The organism is Trinickia dinghuensis, from assembly GCF_003367175.1.
In the GTDB taxonomy this organism is placed as follows: domain Bacteria; phylum Pseudomonadota; class Gammaproteobacteria; order Burkholderiales; family Burkholderiaceae; genus Trinickia; species Trinickia dinghuensis.
Map to the genome: position 1 here is coordinate 762,194 of NZ_QRGA01000001.1, position 14,848 is coordinate 777,041.

Annotated in this window: 18 protein-coding genes and 1 pseudogene; 13 read left to right on the forward strand and 6 right to left on the reverse strand. The window is 59.3% G+C overall.

The features are described 5' to 3' along the window. Positions 1–190: 190 nt before the first annotated feature. From DWV00_RS03395 to DWV00_RS03410, 5 genes are all read right to left on the reverse strand, one after another. Positions 191–1,516, reverse strand: coding sequence for an MFS transporter (locus DWV00_RS03395; RefSeq protein ID WP_220274657.1), 1,326 nt, complete (start codon positions 1,514–1,516; stop codon positions 191–193). Positions 1,517–1,834: 318 nt separating this feature from the next. Further along, positions 1,835–2,521 carry a hypothetical protein gene (locus tag DWV00_RS03400; RefSeq protein ID WP_147297826.1) on the reverse strand — a complete coding sequence of 229 codons (687 nt, stop codon included), beginning with the start codon at positions 2,519–2,521 and terminating at the stop codon, positions 1,835–1,837. Next, the gene (locus tag DWV00_RS34285) at positions 2,518–2,928 is read right to left on the reverse strand and encodes a hypothetical protein (protein WP_220274647.1); all 411 of its coding nucleotides are present in this window, start codon (positions 2,926–2,928) and stop codon (positions 2,518–2,520) included. The genes DWV00_RS03400 and DWV00_RS34285 overlap by 4 nt, the downstream gene beginning before the upstream one ends. Before the next feature lie 20 nt (positions 2,929–2,948). Further along, on the reverse strand, positions 2,949–3,224 hold the full coding sequence (locus DWV00_RS34290) for a hypothetical protein (RefSeq protein ID WP_220274648.1): 276 nt from the start codon (positions 3,222–3,224) through the stop codon (positions 2,949–2,951). 1 nt (position 3,225) lies between these two features. Beyond that, complete coding sequence (locus tag DWV00_RS03410) at positions 3,226–3,873, reverse strand: hypothetical protein (RefSeq protein ID WP_115532082.1); 648 nt, start codon at positions 3,871–3,873, stop codon at positions 3,226–3,228. 346 nt (positions 3,874–4,219) lie between these two features. Between DWV00_RS03410 and DWV00_RS03415 the strand changes: the two genes are divergently transcribed. From DWV00_RS03415 to DWV00_RS03440, 5 genes and pseudogenes are all read left to right on the forward strand, one after another. Next, on the forward strand, positions 4,220–4,687 hold the full coding sequence (locus tag DWV00_RS03415; protein WP_115532083.1) for a VOC family protein: 468 nt from the start codon (positions 4,220–4,222) through the stop codon (positions 4,685–4,687). Between the two features lie 137 nt (positions 4,688–4,824). Continuing rightward, positions 4,825–5,112, forward strand: coding sequence for a DUF1330 domain-containing protein (locus tag DWV00_RS03420; protein ID WP_115532084.1), 288 nt, complete (start codon positions 4,825–4,827; stop codon positions 5,110–5,112). 862 nt (positions 5,113–5,974) lie between these two features. Beyond that, positions 5,975–6,612 (forward strand): annotated as a pseudogene (locus DWV00_RS03430) (two-partner secretion domain-containing protein); the annotation flags it as partial. A 138-nt stretch (positions 6,613–6,750) separates the two neighbouring features. Further along, entirely contained in the window at positions 6,751–7,272 is a 522-nt protein-coding gene (locus DWV00_RS03435) for a DUF4410 domain-containing protein (RefSeq protein WP_181885335.1), read from the forward strand. A gap of 67 nt (positions 7,273–7,339) precedes the next feature. Beyond that, positions 7,340–7,933, forward strand: a complete 594-nt coding sequence (locus tag DWV00_RS03440) for a hypothetical protein (protein ID WP_115532086.1) — start codon at positions 7,340–7,342, stop codon at positions 7,931–7,933. Positions 7,934–8,064: 131 nt separating this feature from the next. Here DWV00_RS03440 and DWV00_RS03445 read toward each other — a convergent pair whose 3' ends face one another. Next, positions 8,065–8,292: a SymE family type I addiction module toxin gene (locus tag DWV00_RS03445; RefSeq protein ID WP_115532087.1), complete on the reverse strand. Its 228-nt coding sequence runs from the start codon at positions 8,290–8,292 to the stop codon at positions 8,065–8,067. A 545-nt stretch (positions 8,293–8,837) separates the two neighbouring features. On the opposite strand from DWV00_RS03445, the gene DWV00_RS03455 reads away from it, so the two are divergent. From DWV00_RS03455 to DWV00_RS03490, 8 genes are all read left to right on the forward strand, one after another. Then, the gene (locus tag DWV00_RS03455) at positions 8,838–9,275 is read left to right on the forward strand and encodes a DUF29 domain-containing protein (protein ID WP_115532089.1); all 438 of its coding nucleotides are present in this window, start codon (positions 8,838–8,840) and stop codon (positions 9,273–9,275) included. A gap of 365 nt (positions 9,276–9,640) precedes the next feature. Further along, on the forward strand, positions 9,641–10,243 hold the full coding sequence (dhaL, locus tag DWV00_RS03460; protein ID WP_115532090.1) for a dihydroxyacetone kinase subunit DhaL: 603 nt from the start codon (positions 9,641–9,643) through the stop codon (positions 10,241–10,243). 3 nt (positions 10,244–10,246) lie between these two features. Beyond that, positions 10,247–10,636 (forward strand): dihydroxyacetone kinase phosphoryl donor subunit DhaM, encoded by a 390-nt coding sequence (gene dhaM, locus DWV00_RS03465; protein WP_115532091.1) that lies wholly within the window; start codon positions 10,247–10,249, stop codon positions 10,634–10,636. 23 nt (positions 10,637–10,659) lie between these two features. After that, the gene (locus DWV00_RS03470) at positions 10,660–10,950 is read left to right on the forward strand and encodes an HPr family phosphocarrier protein (protein WP_115532092.1); all 291 of its coding nucleotides are present in this window, start codon (positions 10,660–10,662) and stop codon (positions 10,948–10,950) included. Between the two features lie 19 nt (positions 10,951–10,969). Next, positions 10,970–12,577 (forward strand): phosphoenolpyruvate--protein phosphotransferase, encoded by a 1,608-nt coding sequence (gene ptsP, locus DWV00_RS03475; protein WP_115532093.1) that lies wholly within the window; start codon positions 10,970–10,972, stop codon positions 12,575–12,577. Between the two features lie 80 nt (positions 12,578–12,657). Continuing rightward, complete coding sequence (locus DWV00_RS03480; protein ID WP_115532094.1) at positions 12,658–13,110, forward strand: hypothetical protein; 453 nt, start codon at positions 12,658–12,660, stop codon at positions 13,108–13,110. After that, complete coding sequence (gene dhaK, locus DWV00_RS03485) at positions 13,107–14,093, forward strand: dihydroxyacetone kinase subunit DhaK (protein ID WP_115532095.1); 987 nt, start codon at positions 13,107–13,109, stop codon at positions 14,091–14,093. Before DWV00_RS03480 ends, dhaK begins: the two co-directional genes overlap by 4 nt. Before the next feature lie 25 nt (positions 14,094–14,118). Next, a complete protein-coding gene (locus DWV00_RS03490; RefSeq protein ID WP_115532096.1) occupies positions 14,119–14,841 on the forward strand; it encodes an MIP/aquaporin family protein in 723 nt (240 codons plus the stop codon). Positions 14,842–14,848 lie beyond the last annotated feature (7 nt).

The window sequence follows — 14,848 nt, forward strand, 5'->3', positions numbered from 1 at the left end:
CCTCGAAACCAAGGTTAGCGCTTCGGCGATCGACGCGAGCAGGCGCTTGCGCGCCACCTTGCGTGTCATGACGAATACCCGCTTGGGAAAAAGAGTACGCCTGTTGCGCACCGAGCGCACGCGGCGTTGCACCGCGTGCGCTGGCTCGGTCTCCGATCCGTGGTGGAGCGGCGGCCGAGCCAGCGGTTGATCAGTGGCTGATCGACTCGAGCGCGCGGCCTTTCGTCGACGGCCCGAGCAGGATCATGCAGATGCCGATGACCATTGCCGCGGCGATGAAGATGGCCACGCCCGGCACGCCGTACTTATGCAGCAGGACACCGATCGCGAGGCCCGCGAACGCGGCGGCGAGCCGGCTCCACGAATAGACGAAGCCCACCGCGCGTGCGCGGATGCGCGTCGGGAAGAGTTCGGCCTGATAGCCGTGGTAAGCGTACGACATCACGTTCGCGGCAAGCGTGAAGAGCACGCCGAGCACGATCAGCACCGGCGGCGCCGAGGCTTGCGAGAACAGTGCGATCACGATGCCCATGATCAGCAGGCCGCCGCAGATTTGCGTCTTGCGCTCGATCTTGTCGGCGAAGAGCGTGCCGAGCAGCGGGCCGAACGGGTTCGCAATGGCGATGATGAACGCGTACATCAGGCTCGACGTGATGTGCACGCCGCGAGCGACGAGCAGCGTCGGCACCCAGGCGGCGAAGCCGTAGAAGCCGATCACCTGCGCCATGTTGAAGATGGACAGCAAGACCGTGCGCTTGATATAGAGCGGGCCGAAGATTTCGCTGAACGAGCCGACACCTTCCACTTCGTTGCCGATCGCCTTCGGCGGCGGCAGCTTGATGCCCTTTTCGGCTTCGACGCGGCGCTCGATGTCGGCGACGATACGCTCGGCTTCGTCCACGCGCCCTTGCCGCGCCAGCCAGCGCGGGCTTTCCGGGACGTTGCGGCGGATGATCCAGACGAAGACGGCGCCGAGCGAGCCGATCAGAATGACGACGCGCCAATACTCGAGCCCGAAGAGCTGCGTCCCTTTGAGAATGAAGGCGAGAAAGGCGACGACCGGCACCACGCTGAACGTGATGAACTGATTGATCGCGTAGGCTCGGCCGCGTTCGCCGCTCGGGATCAGCTCGGAAATATACGAGTCGATCGTCACGAGTTCGACCCCGATGCCGATCCCGGCGATGAGCCGCCAGATGTTGAGCGCGAGGCCCGAATGCTGGAACGCCATGATCGCCGTGCAGACGACGTACCAGATCAGCGACCAGGTGAAGATGAACCGGCGTCCGAAGCGGTCGGCGACGAAGCCGAACACGAGCGTGCCGAGCCACAGCCCGGCGAAGGTTGCGAAGACGAAGGTGCCGAAGCCGGCGACGGCGATCGGCGCAAGCGCCGAGAAAAAGCCGAGCGATTCGGGCTTGAACAATCCCGACTGCACCATGCCCGGCGCGACATAGCCGGTGAAGAACAGGTCGTAGAACTCGAAAACGCCGCCGAGCGAGATGAGCATCACCATGGTCCAGACGGTGCGCGACGGCGGCAGCCGGTCGAACCGCGCTGCGATTGCTAAGGATTGCTGATTTGACATCTTCGCCCCTTTCCGTTCTTTTGCATTTTGCTGTCGAAAGTCTTCGAATGCCTTGTGGCGCGTGCGTGTTGACGATACAGCACTCGCACCGGCAACGCTCGACAATGTGGCATGTCGTCAACTACTTAACAAGTGGTGCGAACACGGACGCTGAGGAATTCTTACGGTGCGGCGTCGCACGCAATGCGTCAAACAGCGCGGCGAGGACCTTGATTTCAGGGGACAGAGGTCGCTCAGCAATCGAGCTTACGTTGACCTAACGAACAAATTCGTGTGCCTCAAGTCCGACTGCGATTCCACCTCGGTTCCGAGCAGTAGGTAACTGCGGTCGTCTATCGAGCGGCCGTCATCGTCGATGTCGGTGTAGCGATAACCGTCGGTAGCCAGCACCCACGATCCCGCAGAAGCGCCCTGTATCGTCGACACGCTCGGCAGTTGAAACCTTTTCGGGTTTAGCGTCCGCGCAACAATATGTCGCTTTGAGGCATCGGGGACAATGCCGAAGGCTTCGAACGTATTGGCCAAGGTGTCGGTTTCGGTTAGCCAGGTTATCTCTCCCTGAGGAGATCGATGCCCAAGAGAGCAGTCGCCGCAGTTGAAGGCTCGAATCTGCGGCTCATCGCGCGGTAGCAGAATGGCCGTATACGATGCCTTCTCAGCTACAAATTTTTGCTCCCGAAGGTGCTCTTGTGCGTCGCGAAAAACAGAAAGCATCGTCGCGTCCGACGGCAGCTCCGGTTCCATTCGTTCGAGAACACGATTGAGCCAAGCTGCGTTGAACTGTGGGCCGCGTTTTCCACGCGGGGATGCATCCATGACAACACAAAAGGTATAGGCCTCGCATTGATAGATGCCGCAGGCATCTCGGTTTTCCGTACAGTCAGAGCCTTGCTCACTGTGCCATTGCCAACCAGCGTTCCGACTCTCGGTCATGCTAGCTTATTGAAGGATATGATCAACTCTACTCGCTGATGAATCACTTCTTCCCGAGCAGGGTCATCATTGCTGGCCGATGCAACGGCATATTCAAAATCTCGGTGTTGCCGTAGAGAATCCAACTGTGCGCTGACATAAGCGCGTAGCTCGGCAGGAGCATGCAGCATCTCGTCGGCGATTTCAGGGCGACCATCGATCAAAGTTAGAACGTCTTCTACGTCCCGGCTTCCAAGCGGGTCATTGTTTCCTCGCGATAGGTACGCAGCTAGCTTCGTCGCTAGAAAGTGCTCTGGCCGGACGACCCTGACCTGTACCCCTTCGCCCACGTCATGCAACTCAGCGCTTTCGAGAGCGTCTCGATACCAAGCGTTGCCGAATTTGAGGATCGTCTCGTCGTCCGGCATGAAATCGACGCGTAACCCATTTAGAACATTGCGCAAATCGGCGCATCTTCCGTCATGTCTTCACGGAACCCTTTCTCACGCAGGCGACGTAAAAGTTGGTCCCAATGCGCGAGGCTCAGCACATGGACGATGAGATCGACGTCATCAGTGTGCCTGACCTGCTGTCTCGTATAACGGTCCGTTAGTAACAGGGCCGTTGTGCATCCACCGACGAATGCGACCTCGCGACAGAGTTCCGGTCCGATTGCAGTGGCGACCGCGCGTATCATCGTTATGTAGTCGTCGAGAGCGGCCATTTTAGAAGTCGAATAACTGTTGTAAGCGTTTTACTGCGAGCCCACGCTCACGCGGTTGCCCGATCCGAATCGAATCTACGCATGCGAGGAGCATATAGAGCATCGGATCGGATCGGATAGCGATTGGAACCGTCTTATACAATGGCTCGACCGCGAGCCCTAGCGTATCGCTGCGTGGATCCGGCCACACTGGGATTTGTTCTCCCGCGCTTTTCAGCTCGCCTTTAAAGATGGGCGCTGTGAGGCCGGTGGGAATTCCGCGCGCTAATCCAAGTACCTTTGTTGGAAAGACGAATCTCACACCATACGAAAGGAACTCTTCTAAGCCTCGTCGATTCACAATGGGGGCACCGCCGCGCCGCTGGGGTTTCGCCAGACTGCTCTCGTAGCATCGGCCGAGAGCATTGCTTACTTCGGATTTGCTGAGGCCGGTTGTAGCCGATAGCGCACGGACGCTGTACGGATCCGATTCTAGATCGGGCTTCTCGGGAGGAGAGATCGCGTCGCGGTCCTCCAGCGCATCAAGCTCGGCATTGGGTTCGCGACCGGCCTCGTTGCGGGCCCCTGCACCTGTAAGGCCGGCAGGCGTAGCAGCCGCACATTCAAGCGCAACGAGTTTGAGCAGAAGCAAAATGTCTTGACTTTTCATCTCTGGGAAAACCCATCTGTCCACTGTCCATGGACTGTGGACAGATTCTGCGCGGGCGTACTCAACTTGTCAATGCACGGATGCTACCTGTCGATTTTCGCCCGCTTTGCTCTCAATGACCTAAATTTCCAGTGCGCAAGGCGAGCGCACCGGATCGCACATCAAAAAATCACGCGCCGATGTCGAAATGGCCGGTGGTCGCTCGTCGTTAGGTCGGAGCCTCGCGAAATGTGAAAACCCGAAATGCAAGCGGCGCTGCGAACGCACGCACCGCTCGCCCTGCCGCTGCCACCGAGGCCCATTCATTAACAACGTACTGACGACTACTGACAATGGAGCGCCTGCAATGACCTCATCCGTCAAACCCATTCCCGAAGGCATGCATACCGTTACACCGCACCTCGTTTGCGCGAACGCGGCCGAGGCGATCGCGTTCTACCAGAAGGCACTCGGCGCCGTGGAGCTGTTCCGGATGCCGACCCCCAACGGCAAGATCGGACACGCACAGATCAAGATCGGCGACTCGGTGGTGATGATGACCGACGAAGACCCGCAATGCGGCTCTCTCGGCCCGAAAGCGCTGAAAGGCACGCCGGTCAGCCTCTACCTCTACGTCGAGGACGCCGACAAACTATTCGATCGCGCCGTGTCCGCCGGCGCGACCGTGAAGATGCCGATGGCCGACATGTTCTGGGGCGACCGCTGGGGTGCGGTCGAAGACCCGTTCGGACACTTCTGGCACATCGCCTCGCACATGCGCGATCCGAGCCCGGAAGAAATGCAGCAAGCGATGGTGGAGATGCAAAAGAAGTAAGCCGCTGATCGCTCGGGCGGCTCGGTACGCCGCCCGATCTCGATCCCATTCCAATTCCTATTGAACGGTCTCGGTTCACGTGGCCAGCGACATTTCGGAACTCAACGCGTCGAACAAGAATAGGGAGGATTGAAACCATGGCCGCTTACGCGATTTTCGATATCGATGTGCACGATGCACAGCTATACGGCGAGTATCGGCAGCTCGCCGCGCCTTCCGTGGAGCAATACGGCGGGCGCTATATCGTCCGCGGCGGCCCGGCGAGCAATCTCGAGGGCAAGTGGGATCCGATGCGCGTGGTCGTTCTGCAATTCGACACGATCGAGCAAGCACGCACCTGGTACGACTCGCCCGAATATCGCGCGGCAAGAGCGATTCGCGAACGCGCCGCGACTGGCAGGGCGATCATCGTTGAAGGCGTGTAGGCGCGTTTTCTGCCTTCATGCAGGTCTGCTCGATGAAGATGATCATGATCGGGCTTGCGAGCGCATGGGCTTCGCCAACCCATTGATCGGCTAACGAGAGCGTGTCGACGCGGTACGTGGCTTAGGCCCTCAGGCCGGGTTCGATGGGCATGGGGCCTCCTTCGAAAAGTCTCTGAGCGGGTATGGGCGCAATGTAGTGGCAGACGTGCGCGCGGAAAACTGGCAGGAATGTCAGACGGGGAGGGGGAGGGTTATTTGTTCTGATATTGAGGGGGGATCTCAGCATAAGAAAGAATCGCTTGGAATCGACCCGCAACATTGCGCAAACGTTTGCGGACAAATCTTAATTATTGTTGATGGGCTTTTACAACAGGTATTGACAAAGCGAATTTATATAAAATAGAAAGCAATTAGAAAGTATTAGTGTAAGATTTGGTAAGAATCGTCCTTTCACTTGTCTGCATGGCCGCTGCCTGGGATCCCACATCCCGCTTGGGTGCACCGCGGTTGCACCGATACGCAGCACTTCCTTTCATCGAATCGAGCAATTACGCGACTGTACTAACCGGTCTGCCCTTCGCTTCGCGATCGATTGATTTTTAATATGGAAGTCTCCCGGTTTCTTTTGATACGATTCGCACGCTGTTCCGGGGGCCGTCTGCCATTGCGCAGTTCGATGGCGGAGCAATTTAAATAACAACTGAGAATACCGAGCGCGAGATCGCCAGCCATGGCGGCAAAAGTGCGTCGGCGAGATAGACCCATGCAATTACGGATACACCGTGCGGGGTTCACGGTTAAGACCGTCTTTTCGGAGCGCGCGCGTTCATCGCGTGCGCATCGACATACAAGCTACGCGGCGCTGTTAGCCTTCTTGGCGGCCGGCGCTGCGCATGCAGGCGCCGCGCCCGGTATCGTGCCGGACGGGGGCACGCATACCAGCGTGACGACTTCGAGCAACGGACGCCAAACCGTTTCGATCGCGCCTTCCACCTATGGCGTTTCGAGCAACACCTACTCGAGCTTCAACGTCACGCCAGCCGGTGCGACCCTCGATAACGCTCGCACGATCGTCAATCAAGTCACGAGCACGAACCCAAGCCTGATCGAAGGCGACATCACCGTACTCGGCTCGCGTGCAAACGTCGTACTGGCTAATCCGAACGGCATTACCGTCAACGGCGGATCGTTCATCAATACGGGGCACGTTGCACTCACGACGGGGCAGGTGAGCTATGTCGATTTGCAGCTGGCGCCCGGCCAGTTCCAGCGCAACGTCGTGCTCAATACGCAAGGCGGGACGATGACGATCGGGCCGGCGGCCTAGCCGGCACGCTGATCGGGCTCGAACTGATAGCGAAGCAGATTCAGTTGAACGGCCCCGTCACGAACGCGTTCTCGTCGGGCTCGGCTTATGTCCGCGCCATTGGCGGCACGTCGCAGGTGACGCTGAACACAGGGGTTTCGCCGGACGACAACAACGATTGGCTTACGCTGGCCAACACGCAGATCGCCAATCCGCGGGCGCGTGCACAAGCATGACCGTCGAATCTCTGGAGGAGGCAAGAGGAAGCTCTTGTCGTTTGTCGAGCAGAAAAGGATGCCTGTTGTCATTTCATGAAAAATGAGGAATACCGAATGAAGACCAAAACTCTTGGTTCCGCGGCCCTGGCGGGTCTGTTGCTCGTGCTGGCCGGGTGTGCCGCGACGAAGCCGGACGTCGACGCTTCACATGCAAACGATTCGACGCTTCGGACGACATTGAAGCAAGGAGTAGCAGAGCCGACAATCGATGCGAACGGGAAGGAAGTGAGCGCCGCCGTGAAGGCGAGATTGATCGAGGCGTTCGACAAGCAGGCCGCGAAGGATGGAATTGCGGTCTCGCCGACGGGTGTTCCGGTCAGTATCACGATCGAGGAATACAGCAAGCGCTCGACTGCCGCGCGCATCATGCTAGGGGTCATGGCTGGCCGTGACCATATCAAGGCGCAGGTGAAGTTGCTGGATGCGAGCTACCAGGTCGAGGACTCGGCGCATTCCACTGTGAACGGGATCGGTGTGGTCGCCGAAGATGTGGGTATCGAGGCAGCCAACGGTGTTGCGGAACTGGCCGGTGTGCCGATTCCGACCGAGCAAACAACTGCATCGTCTCGCCAGTGAGGCCTGCGAGATTGACGGGCGGTTCACCCACGTTACCAGTTAGCTGTGCTTTGATATAGAGATCAATATGAAGAAAATTCTAATGGCTTGCCTCTGCGTAGTATTTGCGGGAGTGATGAGTGGTTGTGCGGGGACAAATTTCGTTCGCCCGAACGAGGCAGCGTTACAGAATGGAAAGACCACGATAGATGATGTGAGGGCGCAATACGGTAAGCCGTTTCGCGAAAGCAGCGTGACAAAAAATGACGAGAACATCACGTTGCTGAGTTACGCCTATGCGACTACCGGTGGCACGCCATTGGAAACCGGCGTGGTCCCTTCCCGTTCTTTGGCTCTGGCATTCTGGAAAGGCGTCTTGGTCTCCAACGTATTTATTTCTTCCTTCAAGGATGATGCTAGCGATTTTGATGCCTCGAAGCGGGATGCGATCGTCAAGGGCAAGACGACCCGTGGCGAAGTGATTGGGTTACTGGGGCGGCCAGCGGGTTATGCGATCTATCCGGCAATCAAGGACAGGAATGGGCAGGCGTTGATTTATTCGTACCATACGACTCGTGGGTCCGCATTCGATCTGAAGTTCTCCAACCGTGATCTGACCATCACGATCGGCTCGGACGGAGTTGTCAGCGATGTAAATTTTGAGTCTTCAGGTATGCAGTAGCAGTTCAAGCAGCAAGTTTTCGGCAATGTTTCGGCCCGGCTTCGGCCGGGCCTATCTGGGGCCGCTAGTGTTCTCGTTGCCCCTGTCATTCGGGCGATACGCAGACCGTTAGCACGGCAGATACCTTGCACTTAAGCTGGCGTGATCACAAGCCGCTCGTGCTGGACTTCGATCTTGAGGTGCTGTCGTGGGTGGAAGCCGGCTTGCTCCAGCCAACGACCTGAGAGCTTGAACCAAGGCACGAGGAGCGGGGCGGCGCGTCGCTTGGGCGAGTAGGGTTGCCAGCGTGGCGATTGCTGAATCGTGACGCTACGCGAAGGGTGAGCGTCGTCGAATGCTTTAAGATTGGCGTCAGCCATGATCGACTCCTGTTCGAGTTGATGGTGGTCAGCGGGTCGTCTGGGTTGCAGCCCATGCGGCCCGCGCTGCGTTTACGACGATGGAAGGGGTAGCCGTTCTTCTGTTAGTGGTGATATTAAGTCTTTGATTGTATGGAAATTCAGTAGTGCTAACCATCGACCGTGTGGCATAGGACGTTCTGTAATGTGCAGCGGCGCTCGGCACCGAAGATGTACGAAGGGCCGAGGGTAAGTCGCGCGCCACCGCTGGGTAGCCGGGTGTATTGCATGGCATTCACGTATCAAGACGTTGTCATCAGGATCATCAGCTTGCGCAAGGCCACTCACGCAACCACCTGACTCTGTCTCGTCCGAGACAACGCCCCACTTCACTGTCGCAACGCAAGCTGCTCAACCTATCTGGTCGCAAGGGGCCCGAAGCCCTGCTCGAGCGCTGAGGGGTTATTTGTTCTGATTTTCCGAGGGAAGTGTCGCCGTGCGATTGAGACGGGCCGAGCATATCGGGCTTTGGTCGTGTCGACTGTTCGGACTTGGAGGTTTGGAAGATGGGAAATGATTACGAAAGTGACGTGGTGGCATGGGCGAACGAACAGGCGGCGCTACTGCGTTCGGGCAAGCTTTCTGACATCGACATCGAGCACATCGCAGAAGAGATTGAAGACGTGGGCAAGAGCGAACAGCGAGAACTGGTAAGGCGTGTGGCGATGCTGCTAGCCGATTTACTCAAGTGGCAATACCAGCCCGACTTGAGGACACCCAGTTCGCGGGTGCTACTCAGGGTTCAGCGCGAGCGTTTGAACGTGCGGTTGCATAAAACGCCCAGCCTGAAACTGATGTTAGTTGATCCCGAGTGGATAGTGGATATGTGGGCCGATGCGCTCAGGGATGCCAGCAAAGCGACGAATATCGGTTACGCGTTCTTCCCCGAAACGTGTCCGTGGCCGATGGAAGATGTCCTGTCGCAGGAGTTTCACCCGGACTGACGTCGACAAAGTCGAGCCACGGACATCCGCTAGCCAGCTTTCGAGCTGGCCTTTTTCTGGCCTTCCAACGAAAGCACCGACCGTCCTCAATCGCGATTCCGTGCGAGACAATCCCGCCCCTCCCACTGAACTCAACTTTAGTTCAGTAAATTTCCCTACGGAACGGCCCACCCCAAGCCCCAAGGCGGGCCAAGCGGGTTTTCCCTACTAACATCACTAAACTCACCTGCTAGACTCCAATCAAAGTTTAGTGATTGCGGTACGTCACTAAACAACCGACCTAGACCGAACGACCCCACCCAGGCCCGAAACCAGGCCGCGGGTCGCGCAACCGGCCGGTCGAACATAAACAACGGAGACGGGCAGTGGAACAGGAGACACTCAAGGCGTTGCTTCGGGCAGTCGCGCAGACCGTGATCGCGCATGCCGAGGAGCTGACCGCCCTTGATCAGGCAATCGGCGACGGCGATCACGGCCTCAACATGAAGCGCGGCTTCGAGCGCGTGGCGGAGCTGGCGGACGACATCTCGCAGCACCCGCTTCCGCAAGCGCTGACTGAAGTCGGCAAAACGCTGGTGATGACGGTAGGCGGCGCATCGGGTCCGCTCTACGGCACGTTTTTCATGACGCTAGGCAAAGAACTGCCCGCCGACCCCACGCTCATCGACCTAAGCCACGCATTCAACGTCGCGATCACGGCGGTAGAGCGCCGAGGCAAATCGTCCGCGGGACAAAAGACGCTACTCGACGTCCTCGTCCCCGTCCACGAGGAGCTGTCGGCCGGCACGGCCAACGTTCTCGAGCGCGTGAAACACAGAGCGACTTCCGCAGCCGACGCGACGATCCCAATGCTGGCCGTGCGCGGACGCGCATCGTTCCTCGGCGAACGATCGATTGGCCACATGGACCCAGGCGCGCACTCATCCGCGCTGGTTATTTCTGCTGTATGCGATTTTCTTGGAGATTGAATTGTGCCGAACGTCGGAATAGTCATCGTGTCGCACTCGGCGAAGATCGCCGAAGGAACGGCGGACATGGTGCATCAAATGGTGGGCAACAGCGTGCCGGTAGCTTATACGGGCGGCAATGCGGACGGCGGTCTCGGCACCGACGTCGGCGCGATCATCAACGCGATCGATCGGGCATGGTCGGACGCCGGTGTGGTGGTGCTCGTCGATCTAGGCGGCGCTGAAACGAACAGCGAAATGGCCATCGAAATGCTCGACGCCGATAGGCGGAGCAAGGTCCTTCTCTGCGATGCCCCGCTCGTCGAAGGCTCGATCATCGCCGCGGCCGAAGCGTCGGGCGGCGCGCCGATCGATCAGGTCAAGAGCATGGCCGAAGAAATGCATCGGCAGTGAAAGAACAAAGAGGAGAACGATAAATGTCGCATGCGGTTGCCATCGGAAGCGCGCGCTTGATCAATGAAACGGGATTGCACGCCCGTCCAAGCGTGAAGCTCACGCAACTGGCCAAGGCGTTTCACGGACACGTCGAACTGGCGGTCTCGCCCGACGGTCCGTGGATCAACGCAAAGAGCCCGGTGAAGGTGATGAGCTTCCAGGCCGAAATGGGCGTGTCGCTCTACTTCCGCGCAACGGGCGATGGCGCAAGCGATGCGGTCGCGGCGATGGTGGCTTTGGTCGAGCGCAACTTCGACGAAGGCACGCTCTGAGGCAAGGACGGAGACAGTCATGGTTAGCATGGTTTTCCAGGGGCGCCCGGCATCGATGGGATTGGCTGCCGGCCCGCAGATGCGGCTCGCCGCGAATGACGCGCGATCCGGGCATCGCGTGCCGAGCACGGAGGCGGAGACGGAGTTGGCGGAGTTGCGCGATGCGATCAACGCCGCGACACGTCAGCTGGAAGCGTTGACGGCACGCGTCGATGCGCATGGCGCCGAGATCATCGGATTCCAGATCGCATTGGCCGAAGACGAGGAACTGTGCGAACCGATCTTCGCGGCGATTCGGCAAGGCGTGGCAGCGGATGAAGCATGGCGCGGGGCACTGGATGACGAGATCGAGACCTATGAGGAGTCGCACAACGACTACTTTCAGGCGCGCGCCTCGGATCTAAAGGATTTACGCGATCGGGTGCTTGCTTGCTTGTACGGCGTCGACGTGTCGGATCCCCTGCCGAGCGGCGCGGTGATCGTAGGGAACGACCTCTCGCCGTCGCACTTCCTCTCGATCGATTGGACGCGCGGCAGCGCGATCGTACTGACCGAAGGTAGTGCCACGAGTCACGTTGCCATGCTGGCGCGGGCCCGCGGCGTGCCGATGATCGTGGGCCTGCGGGGCAGCATTCCCCTCGACGCGAAAGAGATCCTCGTCGATGCCGTGCAGGGCAAAGTGATCGTCGCGCCGACGGACGACGATCGGCGGCGATTCCATCTGCGCATGGAAAGCGATGCAGCCGAGCGCGTCACCATCGAGCGCGCCGCGCGCCAACCTGCCGTCACGAAAAACGGTATCCCCGTCGCGGTGTCCATCAACGTCGCCGGCGTCGAGGAACTCGAGAAGCTCGATCCTGAAATCTGCGACGGCATCGGTCTCGTACGCACTGAATTGCTGTTCGCGGACAAGGACGCACAGCCCACCGAGGATTTTCAGTACGGCGTCTATCGTCGCATGCTGGGTTGGGCCGCCGGGCGGCCGGTGATCGTCCGCACGCTCGATGCGGGCGGAGACAAGCCGATTGCCGGGCTGACCATCGATGGCGAACGCAATCCGTTTCTCGGCGTACGCGGCGTGCGTCTGTCCCTCGTGCGTCCGGAGCCGTTCCGCATTCAGCTTCGTGCGCTGGCCCGGGCCGCCGTGCACGGCAACTTGAAGGTCATGGTGCCGATGGTCACGATCCCGGCCGAACTTGAAGCGGTGCGATTGATGTTTCATGAGGAAGCGAACTCGCTGAGGCAGGCGGGGATCGCGGCCAAGGTACCGTCGCTGGGCATGATGATCGAGGTACCCGCCGCGGCGATCGCGCCTGAAATCTTCAACGCGGATTTCTTCTCCATCGGTTCGAACGACCTCACGCAATACGTGACGGCGGCAGGGCGTGACAACGAAGCGGTGGGCGAGTTGGCCGATCCGCTGAACCCGGGCGTGTTGCGCCTGATCGAGAGCGTGGTTCGCTATGGAGAAAGCGCCGGCATCGGCACGAGCCTGTGCGGCGACGCGGCCGCCGATCCGCGTGTGCTGCCGAAGTTGCTCGCGTGCGGATTGAGATCGATCTCCGTCGGCATAGCCAGCATCGGACGCGTCAAGGCGGCCATCGCAAAGATCGATTTGAGTGCGTGAACTGCGCGGCGCCAAGCGCATTCGCCGAACACTCATCGAACATTGATTCAAGAAACCGAGAACCCAAGCAAGCATTCGTCATGAACCAAGAAGAGAAATCTCCCGCGCGGCAAGATCTGGTAGCCGAATACAAGCGCGTTCTGACCGGCGTTCTGGACAATCGCCCTTCAGGCACGCGCCAACACTTGGCTCAGGCTCTGGGAAAACATCGTTCGTTCGTCTCGCAGATTACCAATCCCGCGTACGCGACGCCGATTCCCGTCGATCACCTGAACACGATCTTTTCGGTTTGCCATTTCTCTGCCGCGGAGCGGGGGGCTTTTCTCGATCTCTATCGCCAGGCCCATCCGCGGCACCAGTTGCCACCGGGCTCGCAGCATCGGACCCGTACGGTCAGCGTGACGGTGCCGGACCTCGACGATGCCGAGCTGAATCTGAAGATGGATCAACTGATTGCCGATTTTGCTCGAACGCTTACACACATGGCGAGCACGTTCGCTGCATCGCCGAACGATAAGGAGGAGACGCAATGAAAAAGTTGATTAACGCGCCGGAGAAGGTGCTTTACGAGTCGCTCGACGGCTTTGCCGCGGCTCATGAACACTTGATCACGCTCGGCGCGGAGCACAAGTTCATCCGGCGCAGGACGCTCAAGTCCGGCAAAGTCGCGCTCATCTCGGGCGGCGGTGCGGGGCACGAGCCGCTGCATGCGGGCTTCGTCGGCGCGGGCATGCTCGATGCCGCCTGTCCGGGACAGATCTTTACGTCGCCGACGCCCGATCAAATCGCTGAGGCGATCAAGGATGTCGATACCGGCGCCGGCAGCCTGCTCATCGTCAAGAACTACGAAGGCGATGTGATGAACTTCGAAATGGCGGCCGAGCTTGCCGATGGGCAGGTGATGACGGTGCTCGTCGATGACGATGTCGCCGTCGAGAAATCGACCTACTCGATCGGTCGTCGCGGTGTGGCCGGCACGCTCGTGGTGGAGAAACTCGTGGGCGCCGCGGCCGAGGAAGGGCGCTCGCTCAAGGAGCTTCAGGCGCTGGGCCAAGCCGTGAACAATCGCACCCGTTCGATGGGCGTGGCGCTGACGTCATGCACGGTACCGGCAGCCGGTAGTCCGACCTTCACGCTCGCCGACGACGAAATGGAAATGGGCGTGGGCATCCATGGCGAACCCGGCCGCCGGCGCGTCAAGCTGCAATCCGCGAATGTGATTGCCGAGGAATTGGTCGACGCGATCGTCCAGGATCTCCAGCCGCGCAGCGGGCGCGAGTGCCTGCTGTTCGTCAACGGTTTCGGCGGCACGCCGATGGTGGAGCTCTATTTGATGGTCAACGCGGCAACGCGGATGCTGCGCGGCCGCGGCATTCCGGTCACGCGATTCTTGACCGGCAACTACGTCACGTCGCTCGAGATGGCAGGTTGCTCGATCACGCTGACGGAACTCGACACTGAATTCACAAGACTCTGGGATGCGCCGGTCCATACGTCGGCGTTGCACTGGGGATAAACCAAATGGAAAGATGGAGAGAGACATGGAAAGCGGATTCGTTGGTGAAATGGTTGGTACGGCCATCCTGGTATTGATGGGCAATGGCGTCGTATCGAACGTGTTGTTGAATAAATCGAAGGGACAAAACTCCGGCTGGATCGTCATCGCAACCGGCTGGGCCTTCGCAGTACTGGCAGGTGTCGTGACTGCCGTCGCACTGGGTAGTCAAGGGCACCTCAACCCCGCTGTCACGCTTGCATTCTTCGCGCTGGGACACTTTCCGAAAGATGAGCTTCTGCCGTATTTATCCGGTCAGATCATCGGCGCGATCATCGGGGCGGTACTCGTTTGGCTGACGTATCTATCGCATTGGAAAAGCACCGAAGATGCGGCGATCAAATTGGCGTGCTTTTCAACGGGGCCTGCTATTCGCGCGCCGTTCGCCAATATGCTCACGGAGTTCATCGGCACGTTCGTCTTGGTTTTCCTGGTCGTCGCGATTTTCAATAAGTCGGTTGGGACCACCGGTGTGCTCGGTCCGCTCACCGTGGCATTGATCGTCTATGGCATCGGGCTCTCGCTGGGCGGCCCCACCGGTTTTGCGATCAATCCCGCCCGCGATCTCGGCGCACGCCTTGCCCATGCGGTGTTGCCGATTCCTGGAAAAGGTTCGTCCGACTGGTCGTATGCATGGGTGCCTGTCGTAGGCCCGATTCTGGGCGGAATCAGTGCGATCGGCGTGGCCAGGCTCGCCGGGATGATGTGATCGTATT